The organism is uncultured Maribacter sp., from assembly GCF_947500405.1.
Lineage (GTDB): Bacteria > Bacteroidota > Bacteroidia > Flavobacteriales > Flavobacteriaceae > Maribacter_B.
In genome coordinates this window covers 233,848-254,003 of record NZ_CANMRY010000002.1, presented here as the reverse complement: position 1 = coordinate 254,003, position 20,156 = coordinate 233,848, and the positions used below count along the sequence as shown (strand labels likewise).

Sequence of the window (20,156 nt, the reverse complement as noted above, 5' to 3'; positions counted from 1 at the left end):
ACTATCATTATTTACTTGGTAATAAAATCAGAATTTGCCAACATAATAACACTTTCTACGGTACGCATTTTAGCTACTTTAACTTCTGTAAAATGTTTTCTAGCTTCAGAAGCTGTGGTTTCTCCAATGCAATATGCAATTTTAGTATTGTTGTTAATCTTAATGTAACTTTGTACCCCAGAAGGACTAAAAAATAAGATGCCTTTAGTGTCTTCTTCTACAGTTCTTGGTGCAAGTCTTGTTTGGTATGCCTCAATCTCTGTAACGGTAATATTACTCTCCGTCAATAAATTTGGTAAAGTATCTAAACGAATATCACCACAAAAATATGTAACTTCTTTTTCTTCTAGATTCTCTGCTAAATATTCTGCGAGTTTTTTGGCATTTGGAGCACAATAGGTTACTTCGCCAATTCGTCTTTCTATTAAACGTTTGGTTTTGCGACCTACGCAATAAATATTATCAAATTGTAATTCGCTAGCCGTTGCATTTTGTATTAGTGCTTCAATACCATTTTTACTTGTAAAAATGACATTTTTATGGAGTGCTTTTAATTTAGGTCTTGGAATTCTGGTAAGCTTTATTTTTATAAAATCTTCAGAATCTACACTTACTGTTGGGTCAAACATTTGCGTTTGTTCTGGAGTAAGCTTTTTTGTAGCATATAAAGTAGCAGCAGTTGGCCCATCATTAAGTTGTCCCATAAGGCGCTTACCGCCTTTTTCTAATACTTTATTTGCTAAATCTTCTCCAAGAGTTTGGTGTTTTCCTAGTTTAACAGATTTTGCTACCTCTATTTTTTGTTTTCCGTCTTTAGATAGTAAAACCCCTTTAAAAACAACTTCTTCTTCCTTATTTATATAGGCAAAAGCACCTATAGGGGCAGTACAACCACCTTCTAAAGTTCTTAGAAATTCACGTTCAATACCAACACAGGTATCTGTAGCTTCATGGTTTAGTTCTGCTAAAATTTCTCTTAGTTCTTCGTTTTCTTCTTTTGCAACTACCATAATTGCCCCTTGTGCAGGAGCAGGAATCATCCAGGTAAGTCCAATAGTATTTTCTGGTTGTAAATTTATACGGTCTAATCCTGCTGCGGCAAAAATGGCACCGTTCCAGTTATTGTCTTCCAGTTTTTGAAGTCTACTGTTTACATTTCCTCTTAAATCTACCACAGTATGTGTAGGGTAGCGGTTAAGCCATTGTGCTTTTCTTCTAAGACTTCCGGTTGCAATAATACCTTCTGGAGACCCTAAAAATTCTTCATTGTCTTTAAAGGCAAGAATGTCCATGTAATTTGCTCGTTTTAAAACGGCAGCTTTTACAATACCTTTAGGTAAGGCAGTTGGTACATCTTTCATAGAATGCACAGCAATATCAATATCTCCATTAAGCATTGCTATATCTAAGGTTTTGGTAAAAATACCAGTTATTCCTAGCTCATAAAGCGGTTTGTCTAATATGATGTCTCCTGTAGATTTTACGGCAACAATTTTGGTGTTGTGGCCTAGAGCGTCTAATTGTCTTTTAACGTAATTTGCTTGCCATAGTGCTAATTCACTATCACGAGTACCTATTCTAATGGTATTACTCATTTGTACTTACTTGTAGTTGAAATACCTTTTGAATTAATTCTAGGCTTTCGTCTGCATCATTGCCAGTTTCTTTTAAATGATTGGCAAATTGCTTGGTTATTTTTTGAATTATACGGTTAGAAATTGCATCTGCGTGTTTGGAATTAAAATCAGTCAGTTTTTTGGAATGGTAATCTAATTCTTCTTCCTTCATTGTTTTAAGCTTTTTATTTAAAGCTTTAATTACAGGAGCAAATTTTCTACTTTCTAACCACTGAATAAAGTCTTCCTTTACTTCTTCAATAATTTCTTCTGCTTGCGGAATAAATTGCTTTCTACGTTCTAAAGTCTCATCGGTCATTTGTGATAAATGATCTAAATGAATAACGGCTACATTTTCTAGCTCTGCTACAGAATTATCTACATTTTTAGGGATAGATAAATCTAGAATTAGTAATGGCTTTTTAGTATGTATTAAATCTTTAGAAATAGTTGGTTGGTTAGCACCAGTAGCAACAACAAGAACATCTGTAGTTCTAATTTCTGTTTGTAAATCGCCATAATCCTTTACCATTAAATTAAATTTACCAGCTATTTTTTCGGCTTTATCTTTAGTTCTATTAATTAAGGTTATATTAGGGTTTTTGGTGTGTTTTATAAGGTTTTCACAAGTGTTTCTTCCAATTTTACCTGTTCCAAAAAGTAAAATCTTTTTTTGCGAAATATCTGGAATAGTTTTTAAAATATATTGTACCGATGCAAAAGAAACAGATGTTGCTCCAGAAGATATTTGTGTTTCGTTTTTTATGCGCTTACTTGCTTGAATAACGGAGTTACATAAACGCTCTACAAACGGATTTGCAATTCCTTGTTTTTTAGAACGGTTAAAACTTTGTCTTAACTGACTAATTATTTCAAAATCTCCAAGAATTTGACTGTCTAAACCAGTGCCAACTTTAAAAAGGTGCGAAATAGCATCGTTGTTTTTATACACATACGCTACTTGTTGAAATTCTTCTACAGTACCTTGCGTATTATCACAAAGCATTTTTATTAATTGAAAAGGATGTTGCGCAAACCCATGTAATTCTGTTCTATTACAAGTTGATGTTGCAAGCAAGCCATCTATTCCTTCTGCTTTTGCTTCCGTTAGTATTTTTTGCATTGCATTTTCATCTAGACTAAATTTTCCACGCATTTCTGCATCAGCCTTTTTATAATTAAGGCCAATGGTGTAGAAAGAGTTGTGTTTAGAAATGTTATAATCCTTCATCTAAAATTGTGAATGCACGCAAATGTAAATTCATTGTTTGGATAAAAATAACGCTAGAGGAACTATAAATATCGATTCAAGGGTTTTGAGCCTTTAAACGATAGATTTTAGATAAAAACCTGTATTTTAGCAGTAAATATTAATGTTTTTTACTATTTTATTTAGAAAGATTCTAAATAAAAGCAATTATAAATTCCAAAGAGTATGGAAGAAAATGTCGCTTCAGGTTCCTTTAACGAGGTGTTGTTAGAACAAGGGTTTTATGTGCTAAAAATACAAAATGATTCTTCTGATATTCAGAAGGTTACAAGAGACATAAATAGTTCTTATATTCAATTTCATTTTTGTTTAAAAGGAAGAGCAAAATTTGTTTTTAATGATGGGAGGTACGCTTTAGATGTTTCTGAAGAGAATTCCTTGTTACTTTACAATACACAGATAGATTTGCCTATGAATTTAGAATTGCAACCAAACTCTTGGTTAGTGTCTATTGTAATGACTATTAGAAAGTTTCATTCTTTATTTTCTACAGAGGCTAGTTATATTCCTTTTTTAAGTCAAGAATTTAAAGAAAAAAAATATTACTCTCAGGACCCAGTGTCTCCTGCTATTGCTGTAGTACTAAGCCAGATAATGAGTTACAATTTACATCCATCTATAAAAGGATTGTACACAAAAGGGAAGGTTTACGAGCTTATATCTTTATATTTCAATAAAAGCACCGATGCAGATATAGAACAATGTCCTTTTTTGGTAGATGAGGATAATGTAAAAAGAATAAGAAAAGCCAAGGAAATAATGATAAGCCATATGGCAGAACCACCAAGTTTACCAGATTTGGCTAAACAAGTAGGCATAAGTTTAAAACGTTTAAAAGAAGGGTTCAAGCAAATTTATGGCGATTCTGTTTATAGTTTTTTGTTTGATTATAAGATGGAGCATGCTCGTGGCTTATTAGAATCTGGGCAGCATAACGTTAATGAAATAGGATTGCGCATTGGGTACAGTACCTCTAGTCATTTTATTGCTGCTTTTAAAAAAAAATACGGTACTACGCCTAAAAAATATGTAATGTCTTTATCTAATGGATAGTTTTTACGCTACAATGGATAAACAAACTAAGTGGTTGGTTTTAGAAATTATAAATTAAGAGTCTTTTTGTAATGGTTAAGACTTTTTTTAGTTTTTTGCCGATGAATTGCAAATATTTATATAATTGTACGGGTTTATTATTCCTTTACAAACTAAATGGTTTGTAAATTAGGTAAGGTTTAACTTTTATAAAGGCCTGCAAACCATAATTCCTGTATTGTTTTTTATCTTTTTAAGATAATCTATTAGTGGTTCTTTAGATATTTTAACTTCCCCAGATGAGGAGGCGTGTAAAAGGTGAATTCTACCATCTTTCTCTAGTATTGCAATTCCGGTGTGTGTAATATCTAAACCTTTTATAGCCGTTGTAAGTGCTATTATGTCTCCAGATTTAATTAAATGTTCGTTTGCTTTAATTTGGTCTTGTTCTAGAATGCAAATAGCCTCGTTATTTAGGAACTCTTCAGAGGCTTTTATTTTATTATAGTTAGTATCATTATCCTTTAGGAAAGGATATAATTTTCTATGTGTGCTCATAAAATTAATGGTCTTATTTATTTCTATACCACCAATTTCAGAAGTTATATTTTTAACTAAACCTTTCTCCTCGTTATTAGCAATCCATTCTGAAAAATAATGTAGTCTAGAGGCATAACCATTACGTTTACCGTCTTTATATCGTATATTTTCTAAAGTTTTGGTAAAAGAAATAAAATCTGTTTTTTCATTTTTTAATAAAAGACTAAACGCCAAAACGTTTTCTACATAGGTAGTGCAATCTAAACCTTGAAAATTAATAACCAAGGGCTCTTTTTCATCAATCTCTAAGGTTTTGGGAACGTAAGGTGTTCCTAAGAAAGTTTTACCTACAGCAGTTATTGTTTTACCAAATTCTTTTTCTAGAAAACCATCAACAGCTATTATTTTAGTTTCAAAGGTTTCTTTGTCTTGTATAGAGCAAACAACTTCTTGTGAGAAAGTAGTAGTAATAAAAAGAATAAAGAAAAGAAAATATGCAATTTTCATAACTGTTTAGAATTTTAGCCAAGGTATATTAAAATCCGTGATAACCATAACCACCATATCCATTTGGTCTATATATAACTGCTCTTTTGTGCTTTTCTAATAAGAATTCTTCAGTTACATACCTAACAGTATCATCATCTGTATCTGTGTCTTCTATACGCATGCCACGATTTTTATACACTGGATTAGTTTGTATGCCTTTTCCTTTTTCAAAAACAAACATATGTAGACTATAATTTTTATCATAATCTTGACTGTTTCTTTTCTTGAAAAAATAAGCAGAAACCTGTTTTCCTTCATAATCTAAAGTTTCATTACACAAGTATTGCAGTTGTATTTTATCTTTTTCATATATTATTTTTTGAAAAAGGAGTGCTTCAGCTATGTGTTTCTGTGTTTTATAGGTAGAAGGAAATAATTGTAATTTATTTACATCTTTTAATTTGTTATATAATAGTACTCTAGATTGTACATCAATAGCAAGTTCATTTAAAAGATTTTGAGGAATAGCTTCGTTATTATTTGCAAGTAAAGTTACATAGGTGGTTTTTATATCTGCATCTTTTACCATTAGTAGTTGTGAATAAAATTGTGCCACAGATTTTTCTTTTCTAAAAGGGAAAAGAAGTGTAACATAGTCTTCTAAAATACTACTAGTTTTATTTTGAAGAGTTGCGTATCTATTTTGATTATACATAGCATTATCTGCTCCTAATTGTCTTTTCAGAAGTATTTTGGCGTCATTTAAAATTTGCTTTTTATACTTTTTATATAGTTTAGGTTTAGCAAACCTATTTGTTTTAAGTTTAGCTAAAAGTGAAAAGATAGGCAGTTTGTATTCCTCTATTGCGCTGTATTCTAGAATTTCTGGGAATAGTTTTTTTGCTAGGTTTAGGCTATCATTATATGCTCTAAAAATAGAATTAATTTGATACTGATTAGATATTAATGGAAGGTCTGTAGACATTAAACTTAACATTAAGTCAGTTGCGTCTTCTTCTTTTTTATTTGCTAATGCTTTTAGAATTTTGGCTTGTGCGCTAGAGTTACTATAAGATTGGGTGTAAAACTCTGTATAAAATTCTTTAAGATTGGTGTTTTTTATTTTAGATAACTCTCTAATTAAATAGGGTTGTATTTCTTTTTGGCTATCTGTAAATGTATGCCTAGAAATATAATGTTTTAGTTCGCTAAGATGCTTCTTATTAAATTTTACAAATTTGTAACCTTCTGTAGCTAGGCTGTCATTATTTTTTAGAGCTTTAAAAAAATCTGGTGTTTTGTCTTGTAAAATGTCTTTTCCAATAATTGTATCTAGTGGTGTAAAGTTGGAATAAAAGTTAGTTACAAAGCTAGTGGATTTTACTAAGGTGTCTATTGGGGTTTTTAATTCCCAAAGTAATCCGCCTTTTATTACATTTTTAATTAAAATTCCCCTAGTACTTGCAGTATCTGTTAGGGTTAATTGTAATTCATAAGTGTTTTTATCTATAATTTTTTGCGTAGTATTTTTAATTGCAAATGTGTTTTTGGCATATAAACGCTTACGAAGTGCCCAAACAGAGTCAATGTTTTGGAACATTAGTAGGTCATGTGACTTATTCACTTCTACCCAAATTGCTTCCCGGTTTTTATTACTGTAGACTGTTTTTTTATTAAACGCATCATACTCTTTTGTTTTCTTATCATTGTAATAATCTTTGCTACTCTCTACAAATTTTGGTGGAGTAACATTAGTTTTTGTCCTAAAAAATAGAGCAGTATCTATTACAGTAGTAAATGGTTTCTTATATTTTGTTTCTTGTAGTTTTAAAGAATTAAAATAGTTTAAAGCCTCTTCGCTATCGTTGGTTAAAACACCCAGTAAGTAATAATTGTTATTAGCAAGTACTGTTTTAATATAAAGTGTTTTATTGCTTTTAAAAAATGGAGCACTAGAACTTAGTGTTTTGTCTTTTACAGGACTGTATTCTGGTGTTAGTTTTAAATCTTGATAAAATCTTTTTTGTATTTGTTTAAGCTCAAAAGAATCTTGTTCTATAAAATTAAAATCGTTTAAACTTGCTTTTTTAAGAAAGTAATAAGAATCTTTTATACTATCATAGCCTTCAATAAACCTGTTGCCACCTCTAGATGCATTTGTGAAATTATATAAAGAGGGCATTTTTATTTTAAAATCATTAAAACCAGAGGTAATGGTTACCTTTTTAAGTTTCCTATTTTTAAAAGTAATACTGTTAAAAATAGTGTCCGAGAATTGAGAAACAAAATTACCTTCTCCCCCCATTTTAAAAATTATAATTTCTAACGGAGTTTTATAAATTTGATAGCGTTGTACATCTCCATTTTTAAGTTTATTTTTAATATCTAGACCATTATATCCGTTTCGGTATATTTTGTTTTTTTCAATGATTTTCCCTGGAATGTTTTCAAAAAGTAAATGATCTATATCTTCTAAAGAATAGGTGTGCTCTTGTTTTAGGAAAGAGTGTAAGGGTATTCTGTTAATTACTACAAAGCTTCCGTTTGCCAAATCTGGTGAAACATAGGTTGTTTTATTTACAGAGTTAATAGGATAAATTTTATTAGGTAAAAGAAGGCTAAAAAAATGATCTTCTACTTCATGAGTATTATAAGAGTTAATCTTTATTTTATCTTCAATTTTTTCTTTTAATAGCTTCCCTTTATTACCTGCTCTAGAAGTTAGTGGTTTTACAGTATATCCTTTCTTTTGTAGCAGGTCTATAACACCATTTTCTCCTGGTAAATGTGCAGCACCTATACCAGCAAATACCTTACCTAATTGCATAACAGAGTCTAGACTTTTTGCCATATTATGGTTTCTAATATGAAGCATATTCTCTATATAATAAGGCGTATACATTGCTCTGTCTATAGAATCCAAAAGACTAATATTTCTTTCCCTATAAGCGTCTTGCAACATAAACATAGGGTCTTGTTGTTGCATTCTTTTTAATAACCACTCGTCTGGCTTTTGTTTTACTGGATTTTTACTTGCCCTAGCAACTAGGGTAGCAGACTCTTCCATGTCTTCTAAAGCAACTATTTTTTTATCAAACTTTTTCCCTGCTTGATAAATAAACATGTCTAAATACGTCTCTTCTTCAAAATTTTGTGAGAAAGAGCTTGTTCTGTATAAAATATTATTAATTATACGGTCTTCTGCAGCTAGGTAAGATGCAATATTTTCTTTTCTAGGATTATTTATTAAAAACGGATACGTGTAAAAACCTTTAGTCATAAGTCCGCTTCCTATACTACGAATAGAACTTCCATTAATATCATCATTATCTAGCCAAGTATTAGGATCAGACTCTAAAGCAATTATCTCACTTTTATCTAAAGCATCGTAAAAAACATCATCTAAACGAAAAGCAATTTTTTTACTCACATGCATGGTTCCATAGAGGTAAGAGCTTTTTTGTAAGCCGTTTCCCGAAATTTCCCATAAAAGACTATTTTTTTCTTGTGCTTTTATACTAAGACATATAAAAAGGGTAAATAGCGTAATTTTTAAATGCATAAAAAAGTAAATATTTGGCAAATTATTTTAAAGAAACCAGACTATAATAAAAGAAAATGCTAATTAACTTTTTCTTGTACTATAAAATTTAAGGTACTACTTTATTGTTAAACCTTATAATACTATTAATAAAGTCTTAAATTATCTTAACGTATATTCAATACATGTAGTATTTTTGTTTTTGATAAAAAGAACAGATGAAAGGAATATTACTAGTTAACCTTGGATCCCCGGATAGTCCAACCGCAAAAGATGTTAAACCCTATTTAGATGAGTTTTTAATGGATGAAAGGGTAATAGATGTTTCTAAATGGTTACGTAATATTATTGTTCGTGGTATTATTTTACAAACAAGACCTAAAAAATCTGCCGAAGCATATAGTAAAATATGGTGGGAAGAAGGGTCTCCATTGGTAGTAATATCAGAAAGGTTCACTGAAAAAGTAAAACAATTTGTAGACATGCCCGTAGCCTTAGGAATGCGTTATGGAAGCATGACAATTAAGAATGCTCTACAAGAATTAAAAGATAAGGGTGTAGATGATGTTTTGCTTGTTCCTTTATACCCGCAGTATGCTATGTCTTCTTTTGAAACTGTTGTTGTAAAGACAATGGAAGACAAAGATGCTTTTTTCCCAGAAATGAAGTTAACTACTTTACCTGCTTTTTATAAGAATAAAGAGTATATAAAAGTACTTTCGGAAAGTATAGCAGATGGACTTAAAGGTTTTGATTACGATCATATTTTATTCTCCTACCATGGAATTCCAGAAAGACATATAAAAAAGAGCGACCCAACTAAGTTTCATTGTAAAATAGATGGTAGTTGTTGTTCTACAAATTCGGTAGCGCACCATAGTTGTTACCGTCATCAGTGTTTTGATGTTACAGAAAAAGTAAAAGCATATTTAGGATTGCCAGAAGATAAAGTAAGCTTATCTTTTCAATCTAGACTACCAAATGACCCTTGGTTAAAACCGTATACCGATTTTGAGTTTGAACGTTTTCCTAAAGAAGGAAAGAAAAAATTGGCAGTTATAACCCCAGCTTTTGTTTCCGATTGTTTAGAAACTCTAGAAGAAATTGCAATGGAAGGTAAGCATCAATTCCAAGAAGCAGGGGGGGAAGATTATAAACACATTCCTTGTTTAAATGATAGGGATGATTGGGTGCAAGTTATGGTAAATTGGCTTAAAGACTGGCAAGAGAATGAACTACTACCAGCATAATGGAAAAAGTATCATCAGAGCAACTAGGTTCTGAGCCTATAGGAAAATTGCTGGTTAAGCAAGCTGTACCAGCAGCCATAGGGATACTAGTAATGTCTTTAAATGTTTTAGTAGATTCTATTTTTGTTGGTAATTGGATTGGCTCTATTGCCATTGCAGCAATAAATGTAGTGCTCCCAGTTTCTTTTTTTATAGCCGCTTTAGGAATGGCAATTGGTATTGGCGGTTCCAGTATAATATCTCGTGCATTAGGTAGTAGTAATTTAGAAATAGCTCTTAAAACTTTTGGGAATCAAATTACACTTACTTTTTCTATTATCCTAGTATTTATAGTATTTGGATTGTTTTTTGTAGATGATTTAATTCCCGCTTTTGGAGGAAAAGGAGACATCTTTAATCCTGCAAAAATTTACTATGTAATTGTATTGTATGGCGTTCCTCTTTTAGGTTTTTCTATGATGGGTAGCTCTGTTATTAGGGCAGAAGGAAAGCCTAAATTTGCAATGGTAGCACTTATAATACCATCTATAGGAAATCTATTTATGGATTATATTTTTATCTATGTTTTAGATTGGGGAATGCATGGAGCAGCTTGGGCAACCAACATAGCATACCTTTTAAGCTGTAGTTATGTGGCTTATTTTTTTGTTTCTAAAAATTCAGAATTAAAAATAAAGTGGAAATATCTTAAGTTAGATGTTGAGGTATTAAAACAAATTACCTCTTTAGGTTTTGTTACACTTTCTAGGCAGGCAGTAGTTAGTATAATATATTTATTAATGAATAATATTCTCTTTAATTTAGGAGGAGAAGCAATGGTTGCGGTTTATGCAATTATAGGCAGAATGTTAATGTTTGCGTTATTTCCAGTATTTGGAGTAACACAGGGCTTTTTGCCTATTGCAGGGTTTAATTATGGAGCGCATAAGTTAGATAGGGTTAGAGAATCTATTAATACTGCTATTAAATACGCAGCAGTTTTGGCTACTGTAGTTTTTTTAGGTTTAATGATTTTTCCTGCCGAGATTGCTTCATTATTTTTAAGTAGCAACCCTAACCTTACGGCAAAAGAGCTAGCAACAAATGCATTTGTTTTAGAACATACACCATCTGCAATGCGTTGGGTATTTGCTGCAACACCAATAATTACAATACAATTAATTGGTGCAGCCTATTTCCAAGCAATAGGAAAAGCAATACCAGCTTTATTACTAACATTAACAAGACAAGGATTCTTTTTTATACCTTTAATTTTAATACTTCCAAGCTATTTAGGGGAATTTGGAGTTTGGATTTCCTTCCCAATTTCTGATGTTTTAGCTACGATAGTAACAGGGTATTATTTAAGAAAAGAAGTAAGGAAAAATCTAATAGTTAAAACGTAATTATTTGAATGAAACAAGGAAATTTATTACTAATCTTATTTAGCTTAGTTATATTCACTTCTTGTAAAGTAGAAAGTAGTAAACTTTTTGTTAGAACCTTTACGCAAAGCGGAAGCAAAGGCTTATACAGTTATTCTTTTAACACAAAAACAGGAGAACTAAACAATAAAAAATTAGAAGCAGAGATAAAAGACCCATCTTTTTTAACAATATCAGATAATAAAAAGTATGCAAGAATATTATAATTACATAAAATCTTTACATCTCATATTTGTAATTACGTGGTTTGCTGGTTTGTTCTACATTCCAAGACTATTTATATACCATATAGAAGCTTGGCAAAAGCCATCTCCAGAAAAGGAGATATTAACAAAGCAATTAAAATTAATGACTAAGAGGTTATGGTATATTATTACTTGGCCTTCTGCTGTTTTGTGTGTTTTATTTGCAATTTGGTTGTTACTATTAATGCCAAGTTGGTTACAACAACCCTGGATGCATATAAAGTTAGGATTTGTAGTATTACTAATTCTATATCATTTAAAAAACCATCAAATCTTTAAGCAATTACAAAGAGATGAGGTAAATTATACTTCAAGATATATGCGTATTTGGAATGAAGGTGCCACATTAATTTTATTTGCAATAGTATTTTTAGTTATTCTAAAAAGTACTTTTAATTGGGTTTTTGGAGTTATAGGTATTATTGTTTTAGGGATTTTATTAATGTTGGGCATTAAACTATATAAAAATATACGTAATAAAAATCCTAATGCTTAAGATAGGTTGTTGGCTTAACTTTTGATGTATCTTATATATAGCAAAAGGTAAATAAAATCTAATTTTAAGCCTTGTCTATATTCCTTATCTTTAACGTTAAATAAGTTACATTGCTTAAAAAATTCTCTCTTAGGTCTCGTATTTTTGTTTCTATGATATTGCTGGTGCTTATAGCATCAGTACTAATTGCAGGAATTACTATTTACCAGTATAGAGAACAATCTAAAGATTATCATGAGGTACGTTTAGAGCGTAAAGAACAACAGCTAAAACAAAGTGTTAATTACACCTTGCAACGTACAACCTATCCTATTACAACAGAAAATTTAGCTAATATTTTTAAAGAAGAAATTTATCAGATTGCAGATGTGCAAAATGTAAATTTTAATATTTATGATTTAGAAGGCGGACTTATTAAAAGTTCTAGACCAAAGTTTGAACAGGATTCTATTTCTAATTGTTTAGATGCACATATCCTTAATAAATTAGACATATCTATAGATAAAAGGTTTGTAGAAGAAAATTCTGCTGCAGGAGATAAGTACCAAGCATCTTATACGTATATAACAGATTATCAATTTAAACCAATAGGTATATTAAATTTACCATATTTTGAAGATAATACTCTTAATGATATGGAACTTAGAGAGTTTTTAATGCGTTTAGGAGGGGTATATTTGGTAATGCTCCTAATGGCAATTGGGTTAGCATATTTTATTTCTAAATACATAACTAGATCGTTAGAAACAATTTCTAACATGATGAGTAAAACAGATTTGACGAAGCGTAATGAAAAGATTTTTATAGAAAGCCCAGGAGAAGAAATGGACAATGTAATTGCTTCTTATAACGCTATGATTGATGAGTTAGAGATAAGTGCTGTAAAATTAGCAAAAAGTGAAAGAGAACAAGCCTGGAGAGAAATGGCAAAACAGGTTGCCCATGAAATAAAAAATCCGCTAACACCAATGCGGTTAACTGTGCAAAGTTTTGAGCGAAAGTTTAACCCAGATGATCCAGACATAAAACCGAAATTAGAAGAGTATTCTAAAACTTTAATACAGCAGATAGATACTATGAGTAGTATTGCATCGGCCTTTTCTAATTTTGCCGAAATGCCTGCACAGCAAAATGAAACCTTGAATGTGGTTAAGATTGTAAAGCTAGCTCTAGATATTTTTAATAAAGATTATATTCATTTTATATCCGAAGAAAAAGAAATTATTGCAAAATTAGACCGTACACAGTTAATAAGAGTAATTACTAATTTGGTTAAAAATGCAATACAAGCAGTTCCAGAAGTTGCATCTCCTAGAATTTTAGTATCCATGGCTTCCGAAGAGACTTATGTTAAAATTATGGTAGCAGATAATGGTATAGGAATATTAGATGAAAATAAAGATAAAATTTTTGAACCTAAGTTTACAACAAAAACTAGCGGAATGGGGCTAGGTTTAGGAATGGTAAAAAATATTGTAGAATCTTATAAAGGAATTATAAGTTATACATCGCAGCCAGGAAAAGGAACCGTTTTTACAGTAAAATTCCCAAAAGAAATTTAAAAAAGTAATACTATGCTATACAATACAATTTTAGTAGAACAAGATCAATTTATTGCAGAAATTACAATTAACAGACCAAGTAAATTAAATGCATTAAATAAGGAAACTATAAAAGAGTTGTCTAAAGCCTTAAAAGTACTAGAAAAAGATAAAATTGTAAAAGGGATTATTTTAACAGGTAGTGGTGAAAAAGCATTTGTTGCTGGTGCAGATATATCTGAATTTGCAAATTTTTCAGTAAAAAAAGGTGCTGCTTTAGCTAAACAAGGACAAGAAACTCTTTTTAGTTTTATTGAAAAAATGAAAACACCTGTTATAGCAGCGGTTAATGGTTTTGCTTTAGGTGGCGGATTAGAACTTGCAATGGCGTGCCATTTTAGAGTAGCTAGTGATAATGCTAAAATGGGGTTACCAGAAGTTTCTTTAGGGGTTATTCCAGGATATGGTGGTACACAAAGGTTGCCACAACTTATAGGTAAAGGTAGAGCGTTAGAATTAATAATGACAGCTGCTATGATAGATGCTCCCAAAGCATTGCAATATGGTTTAGTTAATTATGTGGTTGCACAAGAAGAGCTACTGCCATTATGTAAAAAAATTGCAAATAAAATTGCAAATAATTCTCCAGTAGCTATTGGGCATGCAATAAAAGCAGTAAATGCTGGTTTTAATACTACTTTAGATGGGTATAAAACTGAAATTAAAGCCTTTGGCGAATGTTTTGGTACTGCCGATTTTAAAGAAGGGACTACTGCTTTCTTAGAAAAAAGAAAAGCGGATTTTCCTGGTAAATAAAACACTCAAAAATCAGTTTTCTTATGTATAAAAACATCATTTTTGTACTATTATTACATTGTAGCTTTAGTTTGGTTAAGGCACAAGAAATACCTGTAGATTATAGTCTTGGAGAAAATTATAACGATAGGTATAAATACTCTACTGTGTTGTCTTTTGATAATGATGCTAAGGGTCAGAGTATTATTGTAAGAAAATATTATGGTGGTGTTTTATTAAGAGCAAAAGGGCATTTTATAGAAGTTTATGATGCCGACTTAAATCTAGTACAGGACTATAATTATAAATACTCTGCCATGCATATGGTAGATGGTTTTGTGCGTAACGGACAATTATATTTATTAGAATTAAAATATGATTACAGGAAAGAAGCCTATGATTATATTATTCACCAAAGCCCTTTGGACGATTTTAATTTTACGGAAAGAGTTCTATTATCTATCCCATCAAAAGAAGTTTCTAATCCACTTGCGGTAAATAAATATAATAGAAACTTTAGTAACGGTTTTTCTACGGCAGTTCATTTTAATGATAAAAAAACAGCTTTTGCAATTACAGTACAGCATAGAGATAGAAAAAAAGTAATTTATGATATGCACCTTTTTGGAACCGATTTAAAAAAGCATATTACGTATGATTTTACCGCCGCTACTGAAGAGAAAAATTATGCTTTTGAAAATATAGAAATAGCACCAGACTATAAAACAGTATATTTTTCTGGAAAAGCATATTTTAAGAAAAGAAGGTTTGATGTTAAGGAACGTAGATTTCAATATGAAGTAGTGCGTATTACTAATGAGGGACATAAAATACAAGAATTTAATGATGCTGGTAAATATCCAGAATCTTTGAAGCCTATACGAATAGGAGAAAATTTAGTAGTAGTTGGTTTTTATGCGGATCGTAAGGATAATAGATATAATGGTTTATGTTATTATAAGTTACATGGTTCATCTCTAGATATACAATCCAAAAAATACAATGCTTTCTCAGAACAATTTATGGTAGATAAATTTGGTAGAGAGGTAAACGCAGAAATAAAGAACTTAATATTTAAAAGTATTCATATTACACCGCAGAACGATTTACTTTTTAGTGCAGAAGAATATTTTGTTACTAAAGGTATGGATGCAACCTCTGCAGGAACACGTTTAGAGGTAGAGCGTTTTCATTATAACGACATTGTTTGTGCAAAGTTAAATGCAGAAGGTACAATGGTTTGGGCTCGTAATATAAACAAGGCAGAAGTAACCCAAGGAGATGCTGCATATGCATCTTATACTGCTTTTGGAAAAGGAGATAAAATGTACTTTTTTATTAATTCTGGTGAAAACCCTCAAAAGATGAGTAAAAACAGAATTTTGTTTAAGCAAGGGTATAGTCGTAATCCTAATCTATTTGTAATTCAGGTAAAGTCAACTGGGGATTTATCGTATAAAAAATTGGTAGATGATAAGGATGTACGCCTGCCTATAATGGTTTCTAAGCCACTACTAAGAAAAACAGGCAATGAGTTATTGTTCTATGCGAAAAGAGGCAGTAAAAAACAAGTAGTTAAAGTAACTGTTAATTAATAAAAAATACTGTATTCTACATAGAAAAGGAACACAAGAGCGGTAAGCTTATAAATTATCTGAATATATCCGTGTTAAAACAGCAATGTAAAAACAGTTTCTACATCAGGTGTAGATTTTACCATTAAGTGCCCTTGATGCAATTGCATAATATGTTTAGAAAGACTTAAACCAATACCTGTACCTTTTTCTTTGGTGGTGAAAAACGGAATAAAAATTTGCTTAAGATTGTTCTCAGATATTCCAGCTCCGTTATCTATAACTTGTATTTCTATATTTCCAGAAGTTGCTTTTATAGCTTGTAGTTTAATTACTCCGTTAGCATGATTAGTTAACGCATCTATCGAATTCTTAATCAAGTTGACTAAGACCTGCATAATCTGATTTTCGTCAGCGAAAAACTCTAAATTAGTTGGTGTAATTTGAGTTTCGAGAGATATGTTTTTATGTGCCTTTTCGTTACTTACTAACGTGATTATTTTTTCGAATAATGCAGACACTTTTATAAGTGTTTTATCGGGTTTAGGAATTTTTGTTAAAGAACGATACCCTGTTACAAAATCGGTTAAACCTAAACTTTGTTCTTGTATTACGGCCAATCCTTTTTTTACTTTTTCTAAATCACTTTCTTTTAATTGGTCCAATTGAATTTTACCATTATCAGTTTTAATGACTTTAGATAAACTATCTGAAATAGAAGTTATTGGTGCTAAAGCATTCATAATTTCATGGCTCATTACCTTTATTAATCCCATCCAAGAATCGACTTGTTTAGTGTCTAATTCGCTATAAATATTTTGAATACTAACTAATAAAAGAGACACATTGTTAACTTCTATAGGTTTAGATTCAATTTTTAATTCAACCGTTGCACGTTCGTTCGTTATAGAAATTACCTGTTGCTTAAAAGGTTGTAGTTTACTAACTAAATTGTAGACGCTGTTATCTATTTTTTTAAGCTGTTGAATATGTGTAAGCACATCGCAATTCAACAATTTTTTTGCACTTTCGTTGGCAAATAAAATATGCCCTTTGGCATTAATAGATAATAAGCCAACATTGGTATATGCTAATAAAGTTTGGTAGTATTGTTCTTGGGCTTGGGTATGTAATTTTTCATCTTGAATAATTCTATTAACCTTATTTAAATGCGCATTTAATTGATTTGTTACCGAGTTATTTGTGTTTTCTGAAAAGCTAATGGTAGAATCTGAGTTTTCTATAGCATTAAAGAAAAACATGAGTTTACGGTTGGTGCTGTTTAGAAAATTGACAAGTGAAATTATTTGTAAAATTAGTACGACTCCTAATAATACAGCAACGCCTTTTATATCATTTAAAATAAAATACACTACGCTAGCACATACCAATACTAGCAATAGTACTCTTAAAATTATTTTTAGATATAAATTTTTAGATAGCATTTTAGAATATTAAATTTTATAACGCTTTGTTTTATTGTATAAGGTTTGACGCGTGATGCCTAACTGTTCTGCAGCAGTACTATAATTACCATCGTGTTTTTTTAGCGCAGTAATAATCATATTTTTTTCCATTTCGTCAATGGTTATATCTGCCGTGTTTAATGCTTTTGTTTGCCGCTGATTAAACATAAAATCATTTACCGTTAATAGATTATTTTCACTTAAAATAACACAGCGTTCCATAGTATGTTGTAGCTCTCTAATATTTCCGGGCCAAGTGTATTTAAGTAGTTTTTTTTTGATAGCACTACTCAATTTCAATCCTTTTTTATCGTATTTATTCGCATACTTATTTAAGAAAAATTCTGCCAATTCTATAATATCATTGCCACGTTCTCTAAGTGCGGGTACTTCAATATGTATAGTATTTATTCGGTACAACAAATCTTCTCTAAAAAGTCCTTCATCAACCATTTTATTCAAATCGCAATTGGTAGCGCAAACTAATCTAACATCTACAGGAATAACTTTGTTAGACCCAATACGAACGATTTCTTTTTGTTGAATCACTTTTAATAATTTAGACTGTAACTGTAATGGCAAATTACCTATTTCATCTAAAAAAAGCGTACCATTATGAGCAACTTCAAACTTACCTGCTCTATCATTTTTAGCATCGGTAAAGGCGCCTTTTACATGTCCAAAAAGTTCACTTTCAAAAAGGCTTTCGGGTATGGCACTTACATCTACATTTACTAAAATTTCTTGATGTTGTGCAGATTGATTGTGAATGGCTCGTGCAATTAACTCTTTACCAGTACCATTTTCGCCAGTTATTAAAACATTTGCAGAGGTTTTTGCAACTTTTTCAGTAATTTTTAAAACGGCATTTATCGCTGAAGAAGTTCCGATAATTTGCTGCTCTGTTTCGTTGATAAGGTGCTTTAATTTTTTTTCGCTTTGTTTTAGTAAACTTACTTCTTTCTTAGATTTTCCTAATTGAAAAGCTGCATGAATGGTGGCCAAAATCTTTTCGTTATCCCATGGTTTTAATACAAAATCTATGGCACCTTCTTTTAAGGTATTTACAGCTAATTCTACATCGCCAAAAGCAGTCATCATTATTACAGAAGCATCGGGTGCTATTTCTTTTAATTTTCGTAGCCAATAAAACCCTTCATTTCCTGTATTTATTCTGGATGAAAAATTCATATCCAAAAGAATAACATCGTAGCTTTTTAAATCGGTAACCGAAGATATTCCGTTTGGGTTTTGAAGCGTAGTTACAGTTTTGTAAACATCTTGCAACAACAATTCTAAGGCGCTTAGCACCCCTTTATTGTCGTCTACGATAAGTATTTTTCCAGATTGCAACATAATAATCCAAAGCTACAAATAAGAATAATACTCAACTACAAAGTGTAAAATATTTTTACACTTTGTATAAAAATATTTTACATAAAAAGGATAATTAGATATTGATGATGTTTGTAATCTATTGAATTTCAGTGTATTGTTTTTTTGGCACGCATATCGTTATATAAAATACAAAACAATAAAAAATGAAAAACACTTTCCTGATTTTTGTAACCTATATTGCCTTTTCTTTAAATGGTAATGCACAAAAATTATGGACTTTAGAGGAATGCATTGTTTATGCTTGTGAAAATAACTTAGACCAAAAAACAAAAATTTACAATTCGGAGATTGATAAGGAATCGTTTCAACAATCTAAACGAGATTTTTTACCAGACTTTAACGCTGTATCAAATTTAAACAGACGATTTGGTAGGTATGTAGACCCAAATAATAACAACGTTATCAATACTGCAACATCATCAAACACCTACGGAGTAACATCGTCTTTAAATCTGTTTAATAATTTTAAAAAGTGGCACCAAAGGTCGCAGAAAAAACTACTATATCATGCAAGCTTAGAAGCTGTTTTGCAAGCAAAATACAACCTTTCTTTTGATGTGATGAATGCTTTCTATCTTGTAAAATTTAGAGAAGATTTATTGCAAATAACAAAAGAAAAATTAGAAATCTCTAATTTAAACTACGAGTTGGTAACTTCAAAAATAGAACTAGGATTGCTAGCGAAATCTAATTTATACGATATTGAATCTGAATTGGGTACTAATAAATTAGAAATAGCTCAAGCCCAAAACGCCTTAAATGAAGCGACTTTAAATCTTATTCAAATCATGAATTTTAATGGCACGAGTATAAAGCTAAAACCCGATTTAGTGGCATTAAAATCTCTTGATAGTTTAACACTAGAAACTGTTTTTTCTAAAGCAATTGCTTTTCTTCCGTCTATTAAACAACAAGAATTACAGGTAAATGCTTCAGAAAAAAACTTGGCTATTAGAAGGAGTGATTTCTATCCATCATTAGCATTAAATGCGGCGTATAGAACAGGTTATTTTGAAACGAGTATTGATGAAAACGGATTGATAACTCCTTTTTTAGACCAGCTATCTAATAATGCTGCCAAATCCATTGGTTTGTCTTTAAGAATTCCGATTACCAATAAATGGTCAAAACATTCTAATGTAAAAATTGCTAAAATAAATATCTTAAAAGAAAAGAATATTCTGGAGCAAAAGAAGCAAGAACTTTATAAAGAAATACAAAAAACAATTCAAAAAAACACTGCGCTTTTAGCGGAAAAAGAGGAGAATGAGTCTAACCTAAAATCTAAAGAACTCGCTTTTAACTTTGCTCAAAAAAAGTTTAACAAAGGGCTGGCTATGATTTACGAATTAGAGGTTGCCAAAAATAATTTAGCACAAGCTAAAATAGAAAGAACCAGAATTAATTTACAATTACAATATCAAAAAAAGGCAATAGATTTTTATTGCGGTATTGCTGTTTTTCCTTTTAAATAATAAC

Annotated in this window: 15 protein-coding genes; 9 read left to right on the top strand and 6 right to left on the bottom strand. The window is 30.8% G+C overall.

Annotated features, from left to right (window positions below; all coding sequences use genetic code 11):
* Positions 1 to 11: 11 nt before the first annotated feature.
* Together hemC and hemA are read right to left on the bottom strand one after the other, a co-directional pair.
* Positions 12 to 1,595 carry a hydroxymethylbilane synthase gene (hemC, locus tag Q0945_RS03270; RefSeq protein ID WP_299430732.1) on the bottom strand — a complete coding sequence of 528 codons (1,584 nt, stop codon included), beginning with the start codon at positions 1,593 to 1,595 and terminating at the stop codon, positions 12 to 14.
* On the bottom strand, positions 1,588 to 2,847 hold the full coding sequence (gene hemA / locus Q0945_RS03265; RefSeq protein ID WP_299430730.1) for a glutamyl-tRNA reductase: 1,260 nt from the start codon (positions 2,845 to 2,847) through the stop codon (positions 1,588 to 1,590). The genes hemC and hemA overlap by 8 nt, the downstream gene beginning before the upstream one ends.
* 204 nt (positions 2,848 to 3,051) lie before the next feature.
* Here hemA and Q0945_RS03260 point away from each other — a divergent pair, with 204 nt between their 5' ends.
* Positions 3,052 to 3,939 carry an AraC family transcriptional regulator gene (locus tag Q0945_RS03260; RefSeq protein WP_299430728.1) on the top strand — a complete coding sequence of 296 codons (888 nt, stop codon included), beginning with the start codon at positions 3,052 to 3,054 and terminating at the stop codon, positions 3,937 to 3,939.
* Between the two features lie 186 nt (positions 3,940 to 4,125).
* Here the strand turns inward: Q0945_RS03260 and Q0945_RS03255 are convergent, their stop codons facing one another.
* Complete coding sequence (locus tag Q0945_RS03255) at positions 4,126 to 4,965, bottom strand: N-acetylmuramoyl-L-alanine amidase-like domain-containing protein (protein WP_299430726.1); 840 nt, start codon at positions 4,963 to 4,965, stop codon at positions 4,126 to 4,128.
* 28 nt (positions 4,966 to 4,993) lie between these two features.
* Entirely contained in the window at positions 4,994 to 8,509 is a 3,516-nt protein-coding gene (locus tag Q0945_RS03250) for a TraB/GumN family protein (RefSeq protein ID WP_299430724.1), read from the bottom strand.
* A gap of 197 nt (positions 8,510 to 8,706) precedes the next feature.
* Between Q0945_RS03250 and hemH the strand changes: the two genes are divergently transcribed.
* The 7 genes from hemH (at position 8,707) to Q0945_RS03215 (ending at position 15,834) form a co-directional block, all read left to right on the top strand.
* Entirely contained in the window at positions 8,707 to 9,738 is a 1,032-nt protein-coding gene (gene hemH / locus Q0945_RS03245) for a ferrochelatase (RefSeq protein WP_299430722.1), read from the top strand.
* Positions 9,738 to 11,123 carry an MATE family efflux transporter gene (locus Q0945_RS03240; protein ID WP_299430720.1) on the top strand — a complete coding sequence of 462 codons (1,386 nt, stop codon included), beginning with the start codon at positions 9,738 to 9,740 and terminating at the stop codon, positions 11,121 to 11,123. Before hemH ends, Q0945_RS03240 begins: the two co-directional genes overlap by 1 nt.
* Before the next feature lie 8 nt (positions 11,124 to 11,131).
* Positions 11,132 to 11,368, top strand: a complete 237-nt coding sequence (locus Q0945_RS03235) for a beta-propeller fold lactonase family protein (RefSeq protein ID WP_299430717.1) — start codon at positions 11,132 to 11,134, stop codon at positions 11,366 to 11,368.
* Entirely contained in the window at positions 11,352 to 11,903 is a 552-nt protein-coding gene (locus Q0945_RS03230) for a CopD family protein (protein ID WP_299430715.1), read from the top strand. Before Q0945_RS03235 ends, Q0945_RS03230 begins: the two co-directional genes overlap by 17 nt.
* Positions 11,904 to 12,055: 152 nt before the next feature.
* Positions 12,056 to 13,465 (top strand): ATP-binding protein, encoded by a 1,410-nt coding sequence (locus tag Q0945_RS03225; RefSeq protein WP_299431164.1) that lies wholly within the window; start codon positions 12,056 to 12,058, stop codon positions 13,463 to 13,465.
* 12 nt (positions 13,466 to 13,477) lie between these two features.
* Positions 13,478 to 14,260 carry an enoyl-CoA hydratase-related protein gene (locus Q0945_RS03220; protein ID WP_299430713.1) on the top strand — a complete coding sequence of 261 codons (783 nt, stop codon included), beginning with the start codon at positions 13,478 to 13,480 and terminating at the stop codon, positions 14,258 to 14,260.
* Between the two features lie 23 nt (positions 14,261 to 14,283).
* Positions 14,284 to 15,834, top strand: a complete 1,551-nt coding sequence (locus Q0945_RS03215) for a hypothetical protein (RefSeq protein WP_299430711.1) — start codon at positions 14,284 to 14,286, stop codon at positions 15,832 to 15,834.
* Positions 15,835 to 15,908: 74 nt separating this feature from the next.
* On the opposite strand, the gene Q0945_RS03210 is transcribed toward Q0945_RS03215, so the two are convergent.
* Positions 15,909 to 17,075 (bottom strand): PAS domain-containing sensor histidine kinase, encoded by a 1,167-nt coding sequence (locus tag Q0945_RS03210; RefSeq protein WP_299430709.1) that lies wholly within the window; start codon positions 17,073 to 17,075, stop codon positions 15,909 to 15,911.
* A gap of 192 nt (positions 17,076 to 17,267) precedes the next feature.
* Positions 17,268 to 18,635, bottom strand: coding sequence for a sigma-54 dependent transcriptional regulator (locus tag Q0945_RS03205; protein WP_298338815.1), 1,368 nt, complete (start codon positions 18,633 to 18,635; stop codon positions 17,268 to 17,270).
* Between the two features lie 185 nt (positions 18,636 to 18,820).
* Here Q0945_RS03205 and Q0945_RS03200 point away from each other — a divergent pair, with 185 nt between their 5' ends.
* Complete coding sequence (locus tag Q0945_RS03200) at positions 18,821 to 20,152, top strand: TolC family protein (protein WP_299430707.1); 1,332 nt, start codon at positions 18,821 to 18,823, stop codon at positions 20,150 to 20,152.
* Positions 20,153 to 20,156 lie beyond the last annotated feature (4 nt).